Origin of the sequence: Streptomyces sp. NBC_00316 (assembly GCF_036158715.1) — a bacterium.
Classification (GTDB): domain Bacteria; phylum Actinomycetota; class Actinomycetes; order Streptomycetales; family Streptomycetaceae; genus Streptomyces.
Genome location: NZ_CP108023.1, coordinates 585,916 through 607,720, shown reverse-complemented (window position 1 = coordinate 607,720; position 21,805 = coordinate 585,916). Strand labels below are relative to the sequence as shown.

Annotated in this window: 18 protein-coding genes and 1 pseudogene; 7 read left to right on the top strand and 12 right to left on the bottom strand. The window is 69.9% G+C overall.

Annotation, left to right across the window (positions count from 1 at the left end; all coding sequences use genetic code 11):
- The 5 genes from mmsA to OG878_RS02735 all read right to left on the bottom strand — a co-directional run bounded on the left by mmsA (position 1) and on the right by OG878_RS02735 (position 6,119).
- The gene (gene mmsA, locus OG878_RS02755; RefSeq protein ID WP_328885239.1) at positions 1–1,566 is read right to left on the bottom strand and encodes a multiple monosaccharide ABC transporter ATP-binding protein; all 1,566 of its coding nucleotides are present in this window, start codon (positions 1,564–1,566) and stop codon (positions 1–3) included.
- A 41-nt stretch (positions 1,567–1,607) separates the two neighbouring features.
- On the bottom strand, positions 1,608–2,714 hold the full coding sequence (chvE, locus tag OG878_RS02750; protein ID WP_443049050.1) for a multiple monosaccharide ABC transporter substrate-binding protein: 1,107 nt from the start codon (positions 2,712–2,714) through the stop codon (positions 1,608–1,610).
- Between the two features lie 5 nt (positions 2,715–2,719).
- Positions 2,720–3,733 (bottom strand): hypothetical protein, encoded by a 1,014-nt coding sequence (locus tag OG878_RS02745; protein ID WP_328885237.1) that lies wholly within the window; start codon positions 3,731–3,733, stop codon positions 2,720–2,722.
- A gap of 93 nt (positions 3,734–3,826) precedes the next feature.
- Positions 3,827–4,840 (bottom strand): zinc-dependent alcohol dehydrogenase, encoded by a 1,014-nt coding sequence (locus tag OG878_RS02740; protein WP_328885236.1) that lies wholly within the window; start codon positions 4,838–4,840, stop codon positions 3,827–3,829.
- 115 nt (positions 4,841–4,955) lie between these two features.
- Positions 4,956–6,119, bottom strand: a complete 1,164-nt coding sequence (locus OG878_RS02735) for a mandelate racemase/muconate lactonizing enzyme family protein (protein ID WP_328885235.1) — start codon at positions 6,117–6,119, stop codon at positions 4,956–4,958.
- 201 nt (positions 6,120–6,320) lie between these two features.
- Between OG878_RS02735 and OG878_RS02730 the strand changes: the two genes are divergently transcribed.
- Positions 6,321–7,091 carry an IclR family transcriptional regulator gene (locus OG878_RS02730; RefSeq protein ID WP_328885234.1) on the top strand — a complete coding sequence of 257 codons (771 nt, stop codon included), beginning with the start codon at positions 6,321–6,323 and terminating at the stop codon, positions 7,089–7,091.
- Complete coding sequence (locus OG878_RS02725) at positions 7,088–7,930, top strand: SMP-30/gluconolactonase/LRE family protein (RefSeq protein ID WP_328885233.1); 843 nt, start codon at positions 7,088–7,090, stop codon at positions 7,928–7,930. Before OG878_RS02730 ends, OG878_RS02725 begins: the two co-directional genes overlap by 4 nt.
- Positions 7,931–8,010: 80 nt before the next feature.
- On the opposite strand, the gene OG878_RS02720 is transcribed toward OG878_RS02725, so the two are convergent.
- Entirely contained in the window at positions 8,011–9,237 is a 1,227-nt protein-coding gene (locus tag OG878_RS02720) for a cytochrome P450 family protein (RefSeq protein WP_328885232.1), read from the bottom strand.
- An 85-nt stretch (positions 9,238–9,322) separates the two neighbouring features.
- Here OG878_RS02720 and OG878_RS02715 point away from each other — a divergent pair, with 85 nt between their 5' ends.
- Positions 9,323–10,579 (top strand): FAD-dependent oxidoreductase, encoded by a 1,257-nt coding sequence (locus OG878_RS02715; protein ID WP_443049229.1) that lies wholly within the window; start codon positions 9,323–9,325, stop codon positions 10,577–10,579.
- A gap of 42 nt (positions 10,580–10,621) precedes the next feature.
- Here OG878_RS02715 and OG878_RS02710 read toward each other — a convergent pair whose 3' ends face one another.
- Positions 10,622–11,782 carry an alpha/beta hydrolase gene (locus tag OG878_RS02710; protein ID WP_328885230.1) on the bottom strand — a complete coding sequence of 387 codons (1,161 nt, stop codon included), beginning with the start codon at positions 11,780–11,782 and terminating at the stop codon, positions 10,622–10,624.
- Between the two features lie 477 nt (positions 11,783–12,259).
- On the opposite strand from OG878_RS02710, the gene OG878_RS02705 reads away from it, so the two are divergent.
- Positions 12,260–14,305 (top strand): SpoIIE family protein phosphatase, encoded by a 2,046-nt coding sequence (locus OG878_RS02705; protein ID WP_328885229.1) that lies wholly within the window; start codon positions 12,260–12,262, stop codon positions 14,303–14,305.
- Between the two features lie 120 nt (positions 14,306–14,425).
- Here the strand turns inward: OG878_RS02705 and OG878_RS02700 are convergent.
- Positions 14,426–14,626, bottom strand: a pseudogene (locus OG878_RS02700) (transferase); the annotation flags it as partial.
- 21 nt (positions 14,627–14,647) lie between these two features.
- Here OG878_RS02700 and OG878_RS42165 point away from each other — a divergent pair.
- Positions 14,648–15,145 (top strand): winged helix-turn-helix domain-containing protein, encoded by a 498-nt coding sequence (locus tag OG878_RS42165; protein WP_443049049.1) that lies wholly within the window; start codon positions 14,648–14,650, stop codon positions 15,143–15,145.
- On the opposite strand, the gene OG878_RS02690 is transcribed toward OG878_RS42165, so the two are convergent.
- Complete coding sequence (locus tag OG878_RS02690; RefSeq protein WP_328885228.1) at positions 15,107–15,670, bottom strand: YcxB family protein; 564 nt, start codon at positions 15,668–15,670, stop codon at positions 15,107–15,109. The genes OG878_RS42165 and OG878_RS02690 overlap by 39 nt on opposite strands.
- A 231-nt stretch (positions 15,671–15,901) precedes the next feature.
- Between OG878_RS02690 and OG878_RS02685 the strand changes: the two genes are divergently transcribed.
- Entirely contained in the window at positions 15,902–16,270 is a 369-nt protein-coding gene (locus OG878_RS02685; protein WP_328885227.1) for a YrdB family protein, read from the top strand.
- Here OG878_RS02685 and OG878_RS02680 read toward each other — a convergent pair.
- Positions 16,258–17,421, bottom strand: coding sequence for a site-2 protease family protein (locus tag OG878_RS02680; RefSeq protein WP_328891109.1), 1,164 nt, complete (start codon positions 17,419–17,421; stop codon positions 16,258–16,260). The genes OG878_RS02685 and OG878_RS02680 overlap by 13 nt on opposite strands.
- 194 nt (positions 17,422–17,615) lie before the next feature.
- Positions 17,616–18,014 carry a DUF2267 domain-containing protein gene (locus OG878_RS02675; protein WP_328885226.1) on the bottom strand — a complete coding sequence of 133 codons (399 nt, stop codon included), beginning with the start codon at positions 18,012–18,014 and terminating at the stop codon, positions 17,616–17,618.
- Between the two features lie 271 nt (positions 18,015–18,285).
- Here OG878_RS02675 and OG878_RS02670 point away from each other — a divergent pair, with 271 nt between their 5' ends.
- Positions 18,286–18,960, top strand: coding sequence for an HSP18 transcriptional regulator (locus OG878_RS02670; protein ID WP_328885225.1), 675 nt, complete (start codon positions 18,286–18,288; stop codon positions 18,958–18,960).
- Between the two features lie 1,118 nt (positions 18,961–20,078).
- Here the strand turns inward: OG878_RS02670 and OG878_RS02665 are convergent.
- Entirely contained in the window at positions 20,079–21,158 is a 1,080-nt protein-coding gene (locus OG878_RS02665; protein ID WP_328885224.1) for a mechanosensitive ion channel family protein, read from the bottom strand.
- Between the last annotated feature and the right edge of the window lie 647 nt (positions 21,159–21,805).

Genomic DNA, 21,805 nt, shown 5'->3' with positions numbered 1-21,805 from the left:
CTATCCCTTGTTCCTGTCGTTCTGAGGGACCGTGTCCTTGGTCATGTGTCGCATCAGCACCTCCTGGGTCGCCTCCGCGCCCTGTACCTCGCCGGTGAGCCGGCCCGCGGCCATGGTGTAGATGCGGTCGCACATGCCGAGCAGCTCGGGGAGTTCCGAGGAGATGAAGAGGACCGCCCTGCCCTCGGCGGCCAGCCGGTCGATGACCGTGTAGATCTCGTACTTGGCGCCCACGTCGATGCCGCGGGTCGGCTCGTCCAGGATCAGCACATCGGGCCCGGCGAAGATCCACTTGCTGAGGACGACCTTCTGCTGGTTGCCGCCCGAGAGCTTGCCCACCGGCTCGAAAACGGTCGGCGCCTTGATGTTCATGCTCCGGCGGAAGCCCTCGGAGACCGTGCGCTCCTCCTGCGTGTCCACGATGCCGAGCCGGGCGACCTTGGACAGGGCGCTCAGCGAGATGTTGCGGTTGATCGTGTCGATCAGGTTGAGGCCGTAGTGCTTGCGGTCCTCCGTGACGTAGGCGATGCCGTGCCCGATCGCCTCGGGGACGGTGCGGGTACGGATCTCGGCACCGTCCTTGAGGACCGCGCCGCCCCCGTAACGTCCGTAGCTTCGCCCGAAGACGCTCATCGCGAGCTCGGTGCGGCCGGCGCCCATCAGCCCGGCGATGCCGACGATCTCCCCGCGCCGTACGTTCAGCGAGACGCCGTCGACGACCTTGCGCTGCTGGTCGATCGGATGGTGCACGGTCCAGTCCCGGATCTCCAGGGCCGGTGGCGCACCGGTCTCCGCCCGGTGAGGCGAGCGCTCGGGGAAGCGGTGGTCCAGATCGCGACCCACCATGCCGCGGATGATCCGTTCCTCGGTGGTCTCCGGGGCCTTCACGTCGAGGGTCTCGACGGAACGGCCGTCCCGGAGGATCGTCACCGTGTCCGCGATCCTGGCGATCTCGTTCAGCTTGTGCGAGATGATGATCGAGGTGATGCCCTGGCCCTTCAGCTCCTCGATCAGATCCAGGAGTTTGCTGCTGTCCTCGTCGTTGAGGGCGGCGGTCGGCTCGTCGAGGATGAGCAGCTTCACCTCCTTGGCGAGCGCCTTGGCGATCTCCACCAGCTGCTGCTTGCCGACGCCGATGTCTGCGACCCGGGTCTGCGGATGCTCGTCCAGGCCCACCCGCCGCAGCAGCGCGGCGGAGTGCTTGAGCGTCCTGTCCCAGTTGATCACGCCGCGCTTGGCGTGCTCGTTGCCGAGGAAGATGTTCTCCGCGATGGAGAGATACGGCACCAGGGCGAGCTCCTGGTGGATGATGACTATGCCGCGCTTCTCGCTCGCTCCGATGTGCTTGAACCGGCACAGCTCACCCTCGAAGAGGATCTCCCCCTCGTAACTGCCGTGCGGATGGACGCCGCTGAGCACCTTCATCAGCGTCGACTTGCCGGCGCCGTTCTCCCCGCAGATGGCGTGGACCTCGCCCGTACGGACGGTCAGAGAGACGTCCGACAGCGCCTTGACGCCGGGAAAGGTCTTGATGATCGAGCGCATTTCCAGGACGGGTCCCGCCATGGTCGTGCCTACCTATCTCCTTGAAGTGCCGAACGTCCGGGCTAGTTGAGGTCGCTCGCCTTGATGTAGCCGGAATCGACCAGCACGCTCTGGTAGTTGGTCTTGTCGACGTTCACCGGGTCCAGGAGGTAGGCCGGGACGACCTTCTTCTCGTTGTTGTACGTCTTGGTGTCGTTGACCTCGGGCTTCTTGCCGTCGAACAGCGCGTTGACCATCTTCGCGGCAACCTCGGCCAGTTGGCGCGTGTCCTTGTACACGGTCTGGGTCTGCTCGCCCGCGATGATCGACTTCACCGAGGCGACCTCGGCGTCCTGACCCGTGACGATGGGGAGCGGCTTGCTCTTGCTGCCGTAGTCGTCGGACTTCAGTGCGGACAGGATGCCGATGGAGATGCCGTCGTACGGCGAGAGGACCGCGTCCACCCGGTCCTTGGAGTACGAGGAGGTGAGCAGGTCGTCCATGCGCTTCTGGGCGGTCCCGCCGTCCCAGCGCAGCGTGGTGACCTGGTTGAGCCGGGTCTGGCCGGACTTCACGACCAGCTGCTTCTTGTCGATGTACGGCTGCAGGACGTTCATGGCGCCCTGGAAGAAGTAGCGGGTGTTGTTGTCGTCGTTGGAGCCGGCGAACAGCTCGACGTTGAAGGGCCCCTTCTTGCTGCCGTCCTTCAGGCCCAGCTTGTCGACGAGGTAGCCGCCCTGCAGCTCGCCGACCTTCTCGTTGTCGAACGAGGCGTAGTAGTCGACGTTCGGGGATCCGAGGATCAGGCGGTCGTACGAGATCACGGGGATCTTGGCGTCCGCGGCCTGCTGCAGCACATTGGCGAGAGCCCGGCCGTCGATGGCCGCGATCACCAGGGCGTCGACTCCCTGGGTGATCATGTTCTCGATCTGCGAGACCTGCTGGTCCGGGTCGTCCTCGCCGTACTGCAGCGTGGTCTTGTAGCCGAACTTCTTCAGGCTGGAGACCATGTTCTTGCCGTCGGCGATCCAGCGCTCGGAGGACTTGGTGGGCATGGCGATACCCACGGTCAGGTCCTTCGTGTCCTTCTCTCCCTTGCTTCCCCCCGCGCCGCTCTGGCCGCAGGCGGTGAGGGCGAGGGCGAGACACGTCGCGAGGGCGGTGGCGGTGACGGTGCTTCGTATGCGCATGTTCATCAATCCTTGTCGGTCTCGTCGGTGGTGTTGCCGGTGGCGTGGGTGGGTGCGTCGGCCGGGAAGCGGTTCAAGGGGCCCGGCAGCCGGGAGCCGAGCGGTGACATTCCGCCGTCCGCGCCGTGGCGGGCCAGCAGATCGAGCGCGAGCCGGCCGCGGCGCACCCGCTCGCGGGCCGTGGCCAGCACGGTCTCGCGCAGATGCAGTCCGGACGGGTAGATCGAAGGGGCCTTCGCCAGGCCGAACTTCAGATAGATCGGGGCGCCGCGGCGGATCAGCTCCGCGACCTCGTACATTCGGATGTAGCCGCCCAGGTCGTCGGGTGCCTCGATGTACATGTCCATCGGCGCGGCACTCACCCGGCGGATCTCCGTGAGGTGGCTGAGCGACAGGTCGCTCGGCACGTTCACGGAGTCGGCGCCCAGGCGCTCATGGACGGCGAACGCGACCGGGTTGACCGGTCCGATCAGCGCCGAGACCTTGAGCGTGGTGTCCGCCGGGATGATGCCCTGCTGCCGGGCCAGGTGCAAGGTCCACAGCACCCCCTCGTCCGCCACCAGCAGGCACCGGACGCCCAGTTCCGTGGCGCGGACGGCGTCCTCCACACAGCCGGCGACCGCATCATGGCCACGGGCGCGCAGACCACCGCCGCCGGAGTCGGTCCGTACCGAGCCACCGATGTCCCAGGTGCCGCGTGGACCGGTGAACAGGCAGAGCTCGATGGAGCGTTCGGCTGTCGCCTCGACCATCTCGGTGATCTCGGCGTCGGTGAGCATCCAGATACCGCTGCCCTGACTGATGCGGTGGATCGGCACATCGAGTCGCGAGGACTCCTTGAGGACCGTGACCAGCGCCTCCGGGCCTTCCACGGAAGGCACCTCGGTACGCCAGCCGCCACCGTCCGGGAAGGAGTGCGGGGAGGCGTCGGCGGGGGAGGGCACGGGGGCGCCGAGGCCGAGGGCGGCGAGTGCGTGTTCCCCGGGACGGCGGGGAGGAGAGTGGGAGGCGTCGGTCACGGGCAGTCCTTCGTGTTCGAAATTTCGGATGATGATCGAGTCATTGGCCGCGCGCCGGTACGGGCGGTCCGGGCGCTCGCACCGGCGCGTGGATCAGGGCCGCAGCAGCACCTTGCCGACGTCGGGATCGCCGGACCCCACCAGCTCGATGGCGCGCGGGTACTCGGCCAGCTCCAGCTCATGGGTGACCAGGGGCAGGGGATTGATCAGCCCGGCGCCGAACGCCCGGACGGTGTGCGCCCAGGCGGCGGGCGAAGCGCCGAAGACCGTCCGCACCTCCAGCTGGCGCACGACCAGATCGGTCGGATCGAGCCCGGCGGCGCCCTGTGCCGGAATTCCGGTCAGGACCAGTCGCCCGCCGCGCCGCAGCAGCGCGGCCGACGTGCGGGCGGCTACGGCCGATCCGGCGGCCTCGATCACCACGTCGAAACCGCCGGGAAGTCCCTGGCCCCGGGTGCGGAACTCCGTTGCGCCGAGCTTCCGCGCCAGACCTTCCCGGTCCGGGCGGTTGTCGAGCACCAGCAGCTCGGCCGGTGAACAGGCGGCCAGGAACTGCACGGCGAACATGCCCAGCGTTCCGGCGCCGACCACTGCCGCCCGCTCGCCGGGCTGTGCGTTCGCCTTGAGCGCAGCCGCGGCGATGCAGGCTGCCGGTTCGAGGAGCGCGGCCGCCGTCAGGTCCGCGTCCTCGCGGAGCGGATGGAGCAGACGTGCCGGAAGCGTCAGCGTCGGCGCCATCGCTCCCGGCCGGGTGAACCCGGTCTCCTCGTACCCAGCCGTGCAGAGGGTGGTTTCCCCGGCGTGGCAGCGGTCGCACACCTGGCAGTTGCGGAAGCCTTCCCCGACCACCTTCCTGCCGACGAGCTCCGCCGGCACGCCCGCGCCGACCGCATCGACGGTCCCCGACCACTCGTGGCCGGGGGTGATGGGGTAACGGACGTAATCCTGGGGCCGATTGCCCTCGTACACCTCGCGGTCGCTGCCGCAGATGCCGCTCGCGTGGACACGGACGAGGGCTTCCCCGGGACCGGGCGGTACGGGCTCGTGAGGGACCAGCCGGTACTGCCCGGGCGCGTCGAGTACGACGGCGTGTCCTGCTCCGCTCATGGCTGCCGCCCTTCTGCGCGAACGGCCGCCGCGGTGACGTCGGGGCCGTCGGACCGCTCCGTGGCGGGTGCTCGCCGCCGGGACGGAGCGAACGGGCCCGTCATCGGGGTTTCTCTCACGTGTTTCCGCCCTTTGCGGGGTTGCGCTGCTCCCAGCCCTCGGCCCACAGGTCGAAGCGGGCCTGCTGCTGCGGGAATTCGGCCGCCGCGTCCGTGTCGAGCTCGACGCCGAGGCCCGGTGCGTCCGACAGGTGGAAGTAGCCGTCCACCACGTGCGGTGCGCCCTTCACGACCTTCTTGATCTCCGCGTCCGCGAAGTCGTTGAAGTGCTCCAGGATCTTGAAATTGGGTGAGGTGAAACCCACTTGGAGCGAGGCGGCGGTGAGCACCGGGCCACCCACATTGTGCGGGGCGACCAGCATGTAGTGGGTTTCGGCGGTCGCCGCCAGTTTCCGGGTCTCCCAGATGCCGCCGAGGTGGCCCACGTCCGGCTGGATGATGTCGGCGGCCTGGCTCTCGAACAGCTCGCGGAACTCGATCCGGTCGTGGATGCGTTCACCCGTCGCGACCGGGATGTCCACCGCGGCCGCGACCTTCTCCAGCGCCTTCAGGTTCTCCGGCGGCACCGGCTCCTCCAGCCAGGCCGGCTGGAACGGAGCCAGTTCCCTGGCCAGCCGGATGGCCGTGGCCGGCGAGAACCGGCCGTGCATCTCCAGCATCAGCTCGGCGTCCGGCCCGATGGCGTCCCGTACCGCCTCGATCAGCGAGACCGCGTACAGCGTGTCCTGGCGCGAAAGCTCGAACTGCCCGGTGCCGAACGGGTCGATCTTCAGCGCCCGGTACCCGCGCTCCATCACCCCTTGCGCGGCCTTGTGGTACGCCTCCGGGGTCCGCTCCGTCGTGTACCAGCCGTTGGCGTACGCCTTGACCTTGTCGGTGACCTTGCCGCCGAGCAGCTGCCAGACCGGCACCCCGAGCGCCTTGCCCTTGATGTCCCAGCAGGCCATCTCGATCACCGCGATGCCCGACATCACGATCTCGCCGGCCCGTCCGAAGTCGCCGTACTTCATGCGGCGTACGAGATCCTCGATCGCGAACGGGTCGGAGCCCGCGATGTGGTTGGCCTCCGCCTCGCGGAGGTAGCCGAGCAGTGCGTCGGTGTGGCCGAGCATGCGGGTCTCTCCGACACCCGTCAGCCCCTCGTCGGTGTGGACGATCACATAAGTGAGATTGCGCCAGGGGGTCCCGACGACGTGAGTGCTGATTCCCGTGATGCGCACGGCAGTTGCCCCCGGTTCTTGTTCGACATATCGTCACGCGTTCGAAATGTAGGCGTGACCGTAGGCGGACGCTTCCGGCGGTGTCAATGGCCCGTGCGGTGATTGCCTCGTGAAGTGGGGTGTGGTTAGCCTGTGTTCGTCATGCCGGTCAATGATCGGGATACCGGACATCGAGAGTGACGAGAGTGGGGGTGGACCGCCATGGGACGCATCGTTCCCGCGGTGACCAGGGCGCTGGACATACTGGAACTGTTCCTGTCGGGGGACGGCACGTACTCCGCCCCCGAGGTCACCCAGAAGCTCCAACTGCCACGCACGACCGTGCACGAGCTGCTCACCACGCTGGCGGCGCGCAACTACCTGGTGCCCGTTCCCGGGCAGCCCGGCCGCTATCGCCTGGGCGTGCGCACGTACCAGCTCGGCAGCCGGTACGCGGAAGAGCTCGACGTCGCAGCCGAGGGCCAGCAGGTGGCCCGAGAGGTCGCCGAGACCTGTGACGAGACCGTGCACGTCGCACTGCTCGAGCACACCGACGTCATCTACATCGCCAAGGTGGACTCCACCCACGCGGTCCGCATGGTCTCGGCCGCCGGCCGCAGACTCCCCGCGCACTGCACCGCCGTCGGAAAGATGCTGCTCGCCTCCCTGCTGCCGGCCGAACTCGACAGCCGTATCGACGGGCGCGAACTGGTCGCGATGACCCCGGACAGCATCACCGACCCCGACGCGTTGCGCGAAGCCCTCGACTCGATCCGCAACCGGGGCATGGCCACCGAGCACCGTGAGTCCAACCCGGATGTGAGCTGCGTCGCCGCACCCGTTCGCGACAGCACGGGACAGGTCGTCGCCGCCCTCTCCATCTCCGTCCCCATGATCCGTTGGACCGACGAGCGTGAGACGGAGCTTGCCGAACTGGCCGCGAAGGGCGCAGCCGACCTCTCCGTGCGGCTCGGTCACCGGGGTACCCGATGAAGGTTGAGGTCGCGGTCCGTGAACAGGCCGAACTGGGTGAGGGCCCCACCTGGGACCCGGCCGCCGAACGGCTGATCTGGGTGGACATCCTCGGCTCACGCGTCCATACCTACGACCCGCTGAACGGCCGTCGCACCGTCATGGCCACCGAGCAGCACGTCGGCGCGGCGAAGCCGCTGGCGGGCGGTGGACTGGTGGTCAATCTCCGGGACGGCATCGGGCGGTACGACAGGGACGGGGCGTTCTCCTGGCTGCTGCACGATCCCGTGCCGGGCCGACGCGGCAACGACGCGGCCGTCGCCCCCGACGGCGCGTTGTGGGCGGGCACCATGCGCTACGACGAGGCGCCCGGCGGTGGCAATCTCATCCGCCTCGCCCCCGACGGGTCCGCCGTCGAGATGCTGTCCGAGGTGACGGTCAGCAACGGCATCGGCTGGAGCCCGGACGGCGCGTCGATGTACTACATCGACACCCCCACCCGCCGCATCGACGTGTGCCCGACGGACGCCGAGCCCGCCGCTCACCGACGCCCTTGCGTGACCATCGAGCCCGGCGCCGGCTTCCCGGACGGCCTCACGGTGGACGCGGAAGGCTGTATCTGGGTCGCCCTGTGGGACGGCGCCCAGATCCGTCGGTACACCCCGCGCGGCGACCTCGACCGTACGATCGAACTGCCCGTGCGCCGCCCCACGGCCTGCGCCTTCGGCGGCCCCGGCCTCCGCGACCTCTACATCACGACCGCCCGCATCGGACTGTCACACCCGCACCCCCTCTCCGGCTCCCTGCTGGTGCTCAGGGACGCGGGGGAGGGGCTGCCGAGCGCTCCCTTCGGGTACTGACGGGCGGCCCGGGAAGGCCACCCTGCCCGGGCCACGGCTGCCCGGTGCCCCCGGGCAGCCGTGGCCCGGCGTCCGCCGGCTCAGTTCGGGCCGCCGGACGTGAACGTGACGGGCAGCCGCTCGGGGCCGCGCAGCCCGCCAGGCCGCCACCGCAGCTCGCCGGGCGGCACGGCCAGGGCGAGGTGGGGAAGGCGGCGCAGGGCGGTTCCGATGGCGATCTGTCCTTCGAGCCGGGCCAGCGGAGCCCCGAGGCAGTAGTGGATGCCGTGACCGAACGCGAGGTGGGCGTTGTCCTGTCGGGTGATGTCCAGGCGATCGGGTTCGGCGAACCGCGCCGGGTCGCGGTCGGCGATGGCGGAGGCGATCAGCACGGTCGCGCCGCGCGGGACGGCCACGCCCGCGATGACGACGTCCTCGCGCGCGAACCGGGCGATCCCGGGACTGACCGGTCCGTCGTAGCGGAGGAACTCTTCGATCGCGCCCGGCAGAAGAGCCGGTTCCTCCCGCAGCATCCGAAGCTGGCCGGGGTGGGCGAGCAGCGCGGCGATGCCGCTGCCGATCAGGTTCACCGTGGTGATGTATCCGGCCACCAGCAGCAGGAATGCCATGGCGATCAGCTCGTCCTCGTCCAGCCGGTGCTCCTCGTCCCGGGTGACGATCAGCGCGCTGAGCAGGTCGTCGCCGGGCCGGGCTCGTTTGGCCTCCACAAGCGTGGTCAGGTACGCGTGCATCTGCTGCCACGCCGCGTCCACCTTGGCCGGGTCCGGCAGTTCCGCCCCTTGGAGGATCATGTCGTCGGTCCACCGCTGGAATTCGTGCCGGTCGCCCAGGGGCACCCCGAGCAGTTCGCTGATCACCGTGACCGGAAGCGGCAGCGCGAAGTCCTCGACGAGGTCGGCGCGGCCGGCCGGCACGATCGCGTCGAGCAGCCGGTCGGTGATGGCCTGGATGCGAGGCCGCAGCTCGGCCACTCTGCGGGCGGTGAACGCCTTGGAGACCAGGCGGCGCAGACGGGTGTGGTCGGGCGGGTCGTAGCGGAGCATGTTGCGCAGCACGGATTCGCGTTCCGTGGTGGGCAGCCGCTCCATGAGCCGGGGATCCGACGCGTCACGGACGTCGCTGCTCAACCGGGGGTCGGACAGGGCCGCGATGCCGTCCTCGTAGCGCGTGACGAGCCAGGCTTCCAGGCCGCCGGCGATGACGGCATGCCGTACCGGGCCGTCCTCGCGCAGCCGTCGGTAGAGCGGGAAGGGATCGGCCACGAAGGCCGGGTCGGCGTAGGGCAGAAGGACCGGCTGCTGGCGCATTCATGCCTCCCAGAAGGATCCGCGCATCTCCATGGCGGATTTACGGAGGTTTGATGTTATATGTCGATGTGTGACTGATCCCGGGATTTCACCGACGGCAGGGGCTGCGAGGGAACGGACCACGTGCTGTGTGGTCGGCGGCGGCCCCGCCGGAATGGTCCTCGCCCTGCTGCTGGCACGGGCCGGCGTGGCGGTCACGGTCCTGGAGAAGCACGGCGACTTCCTGCGCGACTTCCGCGGCGACACGGTGCATCCGTCCACCTTGGCGCTGCTGGACGACCTCGGCCTGGCCGAGCGGTTCGCCCGGCTGCCGCAGCGGCGGGTGACCACGGTCCAGTTGCCGCTCGGCCCCGGCCGTTCGCTGGTCACCGTCGGAGACATCGGTGCACTGCGGGGCCCGTACAACTACGTGGCGATGGTGCCGCAGTGGGACCTGCTCGACCTCCTCGCGGACGAGGCGCGGCGGGAGCCGTCCTTCTCTGTACGGATGAATACCGAGGTGACGTCCTTTCTGGTGGAGCGCGGACGGGTCACGGGGGTGCGGTACCGCACCCCCGAGGGCAGCACCGGTGAACTGCGGGCCACCCTCACGGTGGCCTGCGACGGCCGGGGTTCGCTGGCCAGGTCGCGGCCCGAACTGGCACTGCGCGGATTCGACTGCCCGATGGACGCCTGGTGGTTCCGGCTGCCGCGGCGCGACGGCGATCCGCACGGGCTCGTGGGGGGCGTCGGCGACCGGTTCCTCACCGCGATGATCGACCGCGGGGACTACTGGCAGTGCGCGGCGCTGATCCCCAAGGGGACCGACGCCGAGCGCCGCGCCGCCGGTCTCGAGCGGTTCATGGCCGAATTCTCGGCCGCCGTCCCCTGGCTCGCGGACCGGGTGCACGCGCTGCGGTCGTGGGACGAGGTGAAGATGCTCGACGTACGGCTCGACCGTCTCCGGCGCTGGCACCGCCCGGGACTGCTGTGCATCGGTGACGCGGCGCACGCGATGTCACCGGTCTTCGGTATCGGCATCAACCTCGCTGTCGAAGACGCCGTCGCCACCGCCCGGTACCTCGTCGAGCCGCTGCGCAGAGGCGCGGTCGGGCTGCGGGACGTACGCGCCGTACAGCGCCGCCGCTGGCCGACGACGGCCGCCACACAGGCGCTGCAGCGATTGGCTCACGCGCGGGTCATCGCACCGGTACTGGCGGGACGCCCGCCCTTCGGCAACCCTGAGCGGTCACGGCGGATCACCGAACTGTTCACCACCTCGCGGTGGCTCAAGCGGGTGCCGGCGTACTTCATCGCCTACGGCGCGCTGCGCGAGCGCCCGCCCACCGCCTCCGTCCGGTGAGACCTGCCGCACCGGGCAGCGGGTCTCAGGACGGTCGTGGGCCTATTTGCCGGGTCCTGGGTCGGTCGGTGCGTACAGTGCCTCACGCAGAGCCGCGGTCGTCTCGGCGACGGCCTGCTCGGCGGCCTGGGTGCCGGCCAGCGCGTTGAGCATCATGAAGTCGTGGGTGACGCCGCTGTAGTGCGTCGCGGTGACCGGGACGCCTGCCGAGCGGAGCTTGGCGGCGTAGGCGTTGGCCGCGTCCAGCAGCACATCGGAGTCGGTGATCATCAGGGCGGGCGGCAGTCCGCGCAGCTGGTCGGCGGTGGCGTTCAGCGGGGCGGCCAGCGGGTTGGCGCGGTCGGCCGCGCGGGGCGCATAGGCGTCCCAGAACCACTTCATCGCCGGCCGGGTGAGCCAGCAGTTCTCGGCGAAGCGGTTGTAGGAGGCGGTGTCGAAGTCGGCGTCGGTGACGGGGTAGAGCATGACCTGCTGCCTGAAGTGGGGGCCGCCGCGCTGCTTGGCCATCATGGTGACGGCCGCGGTCATGTCTCCGCCCACCGAGTCGCCGGCGACTGCCAGACGGCTGGGGTCGACGCCGATCTCACGGCCATGCTCGGCCACCCATGCGGCGACGGTGTAGGCCTGCTCGATCGGGACGGGGAACTGAGCCTCGGGGGATGGGGTGTAGTCGACGAAGACGACAGTGGCGTGGGCACCGTCGGCGATCTGCCGGACGAGGCGTTCGTGCGTCTTGAAGTTGCCCAGCACCCAGCCGCCGCCGTGGATGTACACGACGGCGGGCAGGTCGCCCTTGACGCCGTCGGGGCGGACCACGTGGACGGATACCGGACCGGTCGGGCCACCGGGCACGGTCCGCTCGCTGATCTGCGCGGGCAGCATGCCCACGGGATCCGCCTGCAGCTTGTTCAGCACGTCCCGGGCAGCCTCGTACGACTGCTCGTACAGCGGGGTGCCGCCGGCGGCCGCGAGCTTGTCGAGGAAGTCCTGGTCGGACTTCTCCAGCTTCACCGGCGGATTGCCGCAGGGTGTGTACGCGGCCGGCATCGGTGCGGCTGCAGCGGCGATCGACTGGCCTTCGCCGGCTGCGCGGTCACCGGACCCGGCGCAGCCGCTGAGTGCCGCGCCGGCGGTCGCCAGGAGCGCGACCACGGTGCCGTAGCGGGTCCTGCGGGCTATCGGCCGTCGTTGCGAGGATGTCATGTCTGCGGAATCCCAACGTGATCGTAGGTCCCCTGGGTCAGCCTGTTGGCACCGTGGGGCACCGACCAGTCCGGTTGGGCTGCTGGAGTGACCTGGTGCGGGACGTCTGGTGGTCGGACCAGCGGGGAAAAGCTGCTCCCGTGCGTCCCCCACGGCTGCCCTCCCGCGGCGCCGGTCGGGCGTACCCGCGCCACCGGGCCTCACGGCCACCGGCCACCGAACGTCCGGCGGCGGCCCACACCGGCTTCGGGCGGGGCTCCTGCGCCGCCTGTCGCACGGGGCCCGGTCGGGGCACAGGGCAGGCACCCGGCCGATATATATGCGGTGATATACCATGGTTTGAATCTCACAGAGAGCGATCGCTGCTGATCGGCGGCTGCCATGGTGACAAGGACATTCCGGAGGACAGGGCGCCGGGGACAGGCGCCTGTCGCGTCCTTTCCCAGGGGCCGGTGAGGGCTTCGCATGGTTCGCGCCATGGATGGGCAACAGTCGGGTTCGGACGGCGGCGCCTCTGCGCGGGGGCAGCCGGTAGCCGGCCACCCGGCGGTGTTCCGGGACCTGCTCCCCATGCTGGTCTGGGCGAGTGACCACGACGGGCGTGTGTCGCAGTGGGGGCTGGCCGCGGAGGAGCTCCTGGGCTGGGAGTCGGAGGAGCTGCTGGGCCGCAAAGGGGTGCCTCTGCTGGTTCCGGAATCCAATCAGGAACGGGCATGGGAGCTGATCGCCCGGTCCCACGAAGGGGAGACCGAGGTGGGGGCGTTTCCGGTGCGGCACCGGGACGGGCGTCTGATCGAGATGGAGATGTGGATCTCCCCGATCACCGACCCCGGAGGGTTGCCCGGCACATTGGTGGTGGCCGCGGAGACCTCCGCCGTGCAGCGGATGCGGGACTCACTCGCCGCCCTGGAGGGACTGTTCGGCCAGTCGCCGATCGGCCTGGCGCTTCTGGACTGCGCGTTGCGGTTCGTGCGGGTCAACGAGGCGCTCGCCGTTATGAACGGCGTGCCCGCGGCCGAGCATGTGGGCAGGCGCATCGCCGACGTGGTGGCCGGAATCGACCCGACGGCGGCGGAAGCCTCCATGAGACAGGTACTGAGGACGGGCCGTGCCGTGGTGGACGTCCGTACCGCGTCGACGTCCGACGCGGACCGGATCTGGTCGTCCTCCTACGCTCCGCTCACCGACAGCGACGGCGGCCGGCTGGGCGTGATCGCCTCGGTCATCGACATCAGCCAGGGAGAGGCCGACCACCTGCGGGCCGAGCGGGCCCGCCAGAGGTTCGCGCTGCTGGCCGAAGCCGGAGAGCGCATCGGCACCACCCTGGATCTGCGGCAGGCAGCCAGGGAGCTGGCCCGGATGCTCGTGCCCCAGCTCGCCGACACCGCCGAGGTGCTCCTGCTGGAAGGGATACTGGCCCCCGACGACGTCGGTGTGTCCGCCCGTGAACTGCTGCACTCCCTGGCCACGACTGAAGCCGGACGGGTGCGGCCCGCCGACGAGCCCGCCTCCGAGGCGACCTACCGCGTGCCGCCCGGGTCGGTGTACGCGACGTGCCTCGCCGAGGGACGACCCCGCACGACGCCGCTGCCCCTGCCCGGACTCGAGGCTGTTCCCGCCGATTCGGTGCCCGGCCCGTTCGCTGCCGGTCCGCCGGGCTCGGCGCGCGTCATCCCGCTCAACGCGCGCGGCAAGGTACTGGGTCTGGTGATCGCCACCCGCACCCGCAGCGAACCGTTCGACGAACAGGACACCGTCCTCATCGACGAACTGGTGGCCCGGGCCGCGCTGAACATCGACAACGCACGTCTCTACGCCGGCCACCGCCAGGCCGCCCTCACCCTGCAGCAAAGCCTCATCAAACCGCTTCCCGCCGTGCCCGGGCTCGAGCTCGCCAGCGGCTACCTCCCGGCCAGCAGCGAGAACGAAGTCGGCGGCGACTGGTTCGACGCGTTCCCTCTCCCCGACGGCAGGACCGGCCTGATCATCGGGGATGTCATGGGCCACGGCATCCGAGCCGCAGCGGTCATGGGCCAACTCCGCACCACCGTCCGCGCCCTGGCCTCGCAGAACGTCCCGCCGGGCCGCCTGCTGCAGCACCTGGACGCCGTGGTGGCCGAGCTCGGCGACAGTGAACTGGCCACGTGCGCCTACGCCGTCCACGACCCGGCCACCGCCAGCTGCCTGATCGCCAGAGCGGGCCACCCCCCGCCGCTCCTCGCGGACATCCACGGTGTCGTCCGCATCCTCGACGGAACCTGTGGCACGCCCCTCGGCACCTGTCTGGACGATTGCTTCGAGACCGAGCACGTTCGCCTGCCACCGGGCAGCCTGCTCGTCCTCTACACCGACGGGCTCATCGAAAGCCACGACAACGACCTGGACCATGGCTTGCGCCGGCTGGCGCACGCACTGCGTCAGCCGTGCCGGGCGCTGGGGGAGACCCGTGATCACCTCCTGGCCCACCTGCTCCCCACACCGTCGCAGGACGACGTCGCCATCCTCCTCGCCCGGCCTCGGTAGCGGCGCTCCGTCACCCCTTGCCGCCGCACGCGCGGCGTGACCCGCTTCCCACGGCTGCTGCTCCGTCGGCGACGACCGGTTGTGGGGCGTCAACCGCCGCCGCAAAGGCACCGCCAACACGCCGAGACCACTGTGCAGCCAGGCAGTGCCCACGCCCGAGCCGGCGCCGCTCTCCGCGATGACTCCTTGGGGCTTCGCAGCAGCGGCCGGCCTGAGCAACCTGCCCACCTCAGGGATGCAACTCTGCTGGAAACCCACTTCGGAGGCAGCGCGCTCCGCCGCCACCACGCGAGGCGGGACCGCAGGCTCTGCCGTGATCACGCATCCCCTTTTGTCGTGAGCATGACGCTATCCGCCGGCAGAGGCGTTCGTGCAGAATTTCGCCTGTCCAGACCCGGCAGACCTTTCCGGTCAGGGCGCCGAACACTCATACGCAAGGGCTGGTCCTGCCAGGCGCCGGCCCGGCGCGCGGTGGAGCGGGACGACGAGGCCGTCGCCGGGTGGTTCAAGGAGGTGTGGCCCTGCGCGGACGGGCAGCGGCGGCCTGTGGAGCCTGGCGGTCTTCGAGGACAAGGCCGGCTTTCTCATGACGCCGCCGCAGGCCAGGACCGCCTCAGGGGCGGCTGCCTCGCCGAGACCGGTCTGACCGTCAGCCCGCGAACGGCCGCACCCACACCGCGAATTACGCCTCAGCAACCCTTCCGGCAGGGAGCCGGGCGCACACCTCCCGGCGCGGTGGACAGCCATGCGGCGGCGGACGCCTCGGATCGACCATCGCGCGCCGGGTGGCTTTCACGCGCGTCACACGCGACTGGTGTGCTGGTCCAGGACGGCCCGTAGCCGGTCGAGGTCCCCGGCCTCACGCACGCCGCGCTTGGGCAGGACGTCGAGGCACATGATGTTGGGGTCCCGGCTGAGCAGGACGAAGTGGCCCGCCGTCTCCCGGTAGCCCTGGAAGACGGACCACTTCTGGACCAGCGTGCTGTGGTCGGTGTGGCAGGTGATCCCGGCCGGAGACACGGTGGCGCGGTACTCGCCCTGCCATCCGATGATCCGCTGCACCTGGGAGGCCTGTAGTCGCGGGTACCCCCACATCACCAGGGCGACGAACAGGAACAGAACGGTCGACACCACGTCGATACTCCCGCGGCCCACGGTGGAGAACAGCCACTGTCCGGCCCACAGGGCGAGGAAGACGCCCCGCAGCAGCCCGGTCCGCTTGATCCGCCCTCGGACCTGCAGGCCTGCCAGTGCGTCGGCAGACTGGGGCCGGTACACCAACTGGACCGCGGTCTGCTCTTCCACGACGGCCTCGGGGGCTTCCGCGATGTTGTTGGCGCCCTCGGCGTTACGGCCCTCGGTCATGATTCCCCCAGTTCGACGACCCGCGGATCCTACCGAACCTCAGTGCCGGGGCGGACGGCCGCCGTGGCGGGGCAGGTGGCGATCCGGCATGCCGCGCAGCCGGCCGGTGTCGACCTTGCCCATGGCGCGCTCGGACAGCGATCCGGCAGGCTCAACTGCCGTACGTCCCCTGGCCGATGCGGCACATCTGATTCCATGAGGGACCGCGCTCCTGACGAAGGATGACACCTGATGACGCTCCCCGCCCCCGCGCACCTGATCAATGAGGCACTGGCGTTCCTCCTGGAATGTGTGGCCCTCGCCGTCATTGCCTGGTGGGGGTGGCAGAGCGTGGAGAACACGGCTCTGCGGCTCCTCCTTGCTGTTGCCGCTCCCGCGGCAGCGGCTGTCCTGTGGGGGCTGTTCGCTGCCCCGAAGGCCCGGATACCGGTACCGCCGGCGGGCCTTCTGTGTGTGAAGGCATTGGTGTTCGGCGCTGCGGCAGTTGCCCTCTACACCCTCGGCCGGCACGGGTGGGCCACCGCCTTCGCCGTCGTGGTCGCGGCCAACACGGTCCTCGCGACCCTGGACCGGAAGGCTCTGATGCATCAGGGAGCATGACCGATCCGCCCTCGGGTGGGAGCCGCACCATCACCGTCCGGACCTGCCGTGTGCCCCTGGGCGACTCGGTCGATGTCGTGCGGGGTGATGATCCCGTCGAGACGGCCGCCCTCCGTGACCAGGATGGGCAGACCGCCCCCCGAGGCAAGGCGGTCCAGGACGTCGGTGAGCAGCTCGTCCGGCGTCGCGAGCGTGCACTGCGACAGGGGGGTCGCCACCTCACGTATGCGCAGCGTCTCCCGCTGCTGGGACGGCACGCCACCGAGCCGGCGCAGTCGTACGACGCCACTGGGACGGCCGTCGAAGTCGACCAGCGGCAGTACCGAGTGACCCGCCTGTGCGGCTACGTCGGACAGGAATCGGCCCACGGTCAGCCAGTCCGGACCAGTCGCGGCCGGACTGGTCATCGCGTCCCTCACGCATACGCCGCGCAAGGCTGTGCGGAGCTTGGTCCATCGCCGTTCGGCCGTGGCGGTGACTGCCACGAACCAGCCGATGACCATCAGCCACAGCCCGCCCGGCACCCCCCTCACGAATGCCAGCCACCCGACCAGGGCCAGCCCCATGCCGAGGACCTGTCCGCTGCGCCCGGCCGCCCGCTGGGCCCGGTCCTCGTCTCCCGTCCGCCACCACACCGCGGCCTGCAGTACGCGGCCCCCGTCCAGGGGCGCGGCCGGCAGCAGGTTGAAGACGCCCAGCAGCAGGTTCGTGACGCCCAGCCACCCCAGCACGGCCGCCGGTATCCGCCAGCCTCCTGCCCCCACCCCGGCCGCGGCCCCCAGCGCGATCGCGCCGATCCCCAGGCTGGCCAGCGGGCCGCTCACGGCGACCGCAAACGCGGCCCGGGCCGTCGCCGGCCGATCCATCCGGGTCATTCCACCCAGCGCCCACAACGTCATGTCCCGCACGGGGATCCCGGACCTGCGGGCCGTGAGTGCATGCGCCGCCTCATGCACCACCAGGCTCATCAGCAGCAGCAGACCACCGATGACGCCCGCCACGGCGTACACCACAGGTGCCAGGCCCGGCGCGTACGCAGGCAGTGTGCGGCTGCCCAGCCCGTACGCGAAGAACAGCATGATCAGCGGCACACTCCAGTGCGCACGCAACTCCAGCCCCCGCACACTCCCGATCCGGATCGAACCCTTCATCGCGATCACCCGCCGACGGAACACGACCGCACGGCCGTCGACCGGCGGCCGCCCCCTTACATGGTCCGTCACCAGCGCCCACGACCGGAAACCGGGTCCACGATTTGGCGCCGGCGCGAACTCGTCGGCGTGCCCTCAGGGCCGGGGCGGTCCGGCGTCCGGACGTGCGTGCCCGGCCGCTGTCGCATCGACACTCAGACGGTCGGTTCGGGGTGGCCGAAGAGGAGGTCGTAGCCAACCGGCAGCTGGAGCAGAACACGGCGGGTGAGGCTCTCGCCGGCGGCGTCGGCAACCGAGCTGAACACGGCGCCGACATCCCACTTCGCGGTCTCGTCCGTGGCTCCCTCGATCCAGGCCGCCGTGGCGCGTACGAACCGTTCGGCGGAGAGAGGTTCGGCGGCCTGCAGCGGACTGAGGAGGACAAGAGCGTACGTCTCCGGGAGGCGGGCGGCGAGCTCGGCCCGCTCCTCGCCCACCAGATGCGCGCCCAGGAGGGCAAGCACGACGCGGGCTGCCCGTTCCGCTTCCTGTTGTGTGTCGTACTCACCGCGTTCCCGGACGCGGTCGAGGAATGCTTCCCTGAGCAGGGTCACCGTCGCTGCCCCTTCAGTCGAAACGCCGGGGACGGGGCCGAGGGGAAAGGGGATTCACCCCGTCCTCCGCTGCCGGTGCGGGCGGGATGCGGCTCAGCCGCTGATCTCTTTGCACGTGGGAAGGGGTCGTGCGCATCAGCATGTCGAAACACCTTCGGTGGGTCGGGCTGTAATACCCGCCCATACATTTCACCTGTCACTATTGCAACATGTCATCCATTCGATGACAAGCAGAATGTCGCCGCAGGGATGACGCATCAGAGGGGTCGCCATGCTCGCAGCAGCCCAGCCCGACCCGCCCCGCGGCCTGGATCCGGGTGCGGTCTCCTTCCTCGCCGCCGCAGAGGCGTTGGAAGCCATCGATGCAGCTGTACGCGCCGCACGTACCGCCGGCGAGGCAGCGTCCTCCTCACGCGCAGAACGTGAGCAGGTGCTGGCCTCGCTCCTGCTGCTGCGTGAGGTGCGCGAGCAGCTCGCGGGCTGGGAAACGAGCCTGATCGAAACGGCCCGGGAGGCAGGGGCCAGCTGGGCCGACCTTGCGGGCCCCCTCGGTGTCGCCAGCCGCCAGGCCGCCGAACGCCGCTACCTGCGTCTGCGCCCCGGAGCCGATGGCACCACCGGCGAGCAGCGGGTCAAAGCCACCCGGGACCGCCGTGCGGCCGACCGGACCATCTCCGCCTGGGCCCGTGCCAACGCGGCCGACCTGCGCACCCTCGCCGGGCAGATCACCGCCCTGGCCGACCTTCCCGCCGCCGCCCGCGCCACCCTCGGAGAGCTCCGCCAGGCCCTGGCGGACGACGATGCGGCCCGTCTCGTCCCGCCGCTGGCGGCGATCCGCTTTCATTTCGAGGCAGGCCACCGCGACCTCGCCGAACGGATCGACCGCCTCACCCGCCACACCGTACGACTCCGTCAGGACACCACCACCCGGCGCCAGGACACCTGACGTGCACAGGCTGCCTGTCCGCGAGGATCACAGTCCCGGTGACCGTGTGGTGCGACGCCGGTCATTTCTTGTCAGGAGCGGCAGGTCGAGTTATCACGTAGGGGAGAGGTACGGCCGATACGCAGGCTGCGCCTCGGCCCTCAGGGGCCAGAAGGAGCGTGACCGCGAGGCGACGTCCAAGGGCGGTCGCGTACACCTCGGGGCTTGCCGGACCGGGTCCACGGACCTGCAGAGACCCTGGGGTTCGGATCGTGCGGGACGGAAGCGAACGCGGTGATCACCGAACAGGCGAGAGAACACCCGGCGTGTACCTGGGCCCGCTTTCGACCCTGCGCCGACGACGACCTCCCGGCGCGCGCCCGCATTCGACATGGGCTCGCCAGGCAGGGAGAGGAAGCCGGTCGGCACGAGGACCTGAACACAGCGTGAGCGAGGTGCATCGGCCATGGCCCGGGTTGCAGTCCAGGGAGAAGAGCTGATCGTCAGACTGAGCTGGTGGGAGAAGGTCGCAGCCCGGCGCGGGAACGTCCGCGTGCCACTGGCTGCGGTGGAGAAGGTGACGGTTGAGCCCTCGTGGTGGCGTGTGCTGCGCGGGACACCGGGCCGAGGAGTCTGGATTCCCGACACGCTGTGTCTCGGGGTGCGGGAGCAGGCCGGGACCCAGGACTTCGTCGCAATCCGCCCCCGGCGCGGGGCGGTTGCCTGCATCGACCTACGCCCCGCGACCTCGCCGTTCGCACGTATCGCGGTCTCGGACCGCGTCCCACGGACAACAGCGACCACCGTGCGCGCGGCCGTCGGCCACCGCTCGTGTGCGGAGCCTTGCTCTGCCGTCACCGATCGGGGACAGACATGGGGATCACCAGTGGGTATCCCGCCTTCCCTCGCACCCGGTCCGCTGTACCGTGCCCCGGCCGACAGGTGACGACCAGGGCTCACGCGTCTGCCCGGCGGATGCATCGGAGGGGTGACGGTTCCGGCACCGAACGGCGTGTGCCGTCGCACTCGGACGACCTTGCCGGTCATCACCTCGCCCACGGGAGCGTCTCTTCACGGTGACGTGGGCGGGGTGTGACCGGACAGGCGTCATCAGCCGGGTGCCTGCGATCCGGCCACGCTCACGACATCGACTCCGTCGTCGCGCGCTGGTGGGGGATCGCGACCGGCCTTGTTCCCGGCTGCAAGGTCACGGTGCGTGTCGGAGCGGGGACCGTGATGCCCTCGGCCCGGAACCGCTCGTGCAGACGCTTGATGAACTCGTGCTTGATCCGGTACTGATCGCTGAACTCGCCGACCCCTAGAATGGCCGTGAAGTCGATCCTGGATTCCCCGAACGTGTGGAACCGGACGGCAGGTTCGTGGTCGGGGACGGCGCCCGTGATGTCCTTCATCACCTGCGCGACGACTTCGGTCGTCACGCGCTCGACGTGTTCCAGGTCGCTGTCGTAGCCGACACCCACCTGGACCATGATCGACAGTTGCTGTTCCGGCCGGCTGAAGTTGGTCATGTTCGTGCCGGCGAGCCGGGCGTTCGGGATGATCACGAGGTTGTTCGACAACTGACGCACCACGGTGTTGCGCCAGTTGATGTCGACGACATAGCCCTCCTCGCCGCTGCTGAGCCGGATGTAGTCGCCCGGCTGCACCGTCTTCGAAGCGAGGATGTGCACGCCGGCGAACAGATTGGCCAGCGTGTCCTGCAACGCCAGAGCGACCGCCAGACCGCCCACTCCCAGCGCGGTGAGCAGAGGCGCGATGGAGATGCCCAGCGTCTGGAGCATGACGAGGAACCCCATCGCCAGCACCACGACGCGCGTGATGTTGACGAAGATCGTGGCCGATCCGGCCACCCCCGACCGGGACTGCGCAACGGACCGCACCAGACCGGTGATCACGCGGGCCGCGGTGAGCGTCGCGGCCAGGATGAGCAGAGCGGTCAGCGTCATGTTGACGTGGTGCCCGGCCCTGGTGGTCAGCGGAAGCGCCGTGGCTGCCGCCGCCGCGCCGGCGGCTATCGCCGCCCAGGGGACCAGGGTCCGCAAGGCGTCGACGATGACGTCGTCACCGCTCCATCGCGTCCTGCTGGCTCGTTCTCCCAGCCATCGCAGAGTCACGCGCAGCAGGAGGCCCGCCGCGATCCCGGCAGCCAGCGCAATGCCGGCGACGATCAGGTCGTGCAGAGTGAGGGCCCGGTTCACCGCTCTGCCGCCACTGCCAGGGGAACGCGACTGATGGGGGGAACCGTCGCCGTTTCCGGGCGCCGGACGGGATGCTTCGTCACCGTTTTACCTGCTCGATTCTCGGGTGTGCGGTCGCGTCGGGAGACACGGATGTACGACTGGGGTCCGACGCGATCGCCCATCCTGCCGTACGTGTTCGAATGCGCTGCTGCCGCCCCCGCTACGGCTCATGCAAGGGCGGAGATGCTGATGACAGCTCAGAGTGCCGGGCTCTTCGAGCGGTTCGTGACGTTCGTGGCCTTCCCGGGGTTCGATTCCTGGCCTTCGTGGATCCATGGCCACCGCGTTGCTGCCGGCATCGGTGTCTCCCTGGCGCTCCTCGGACGGCGTCGGCGTCGCGCCACGGATCTCGGAAGCCGAGCGCATCGACGTCGTGAAGCGCTGAAGGCGGCGACCGCCGGCCGAGGAACGCGACGAGAGTGGCGGCGACCCGCACACGCGGGTGGCGAGGACGGTGTGAGCCGCGTACGCACAGCCCACGCACAGTGACTCATCTCACGCAGAGTGAGAACTTGCGCATACATTCCGGTCGGCGGGGGAGACGGCCTGCCGCTGGGATGCCGCGCCGCGGCCGAACCGGCGAGCACATCCCCGGTATGGAAGGC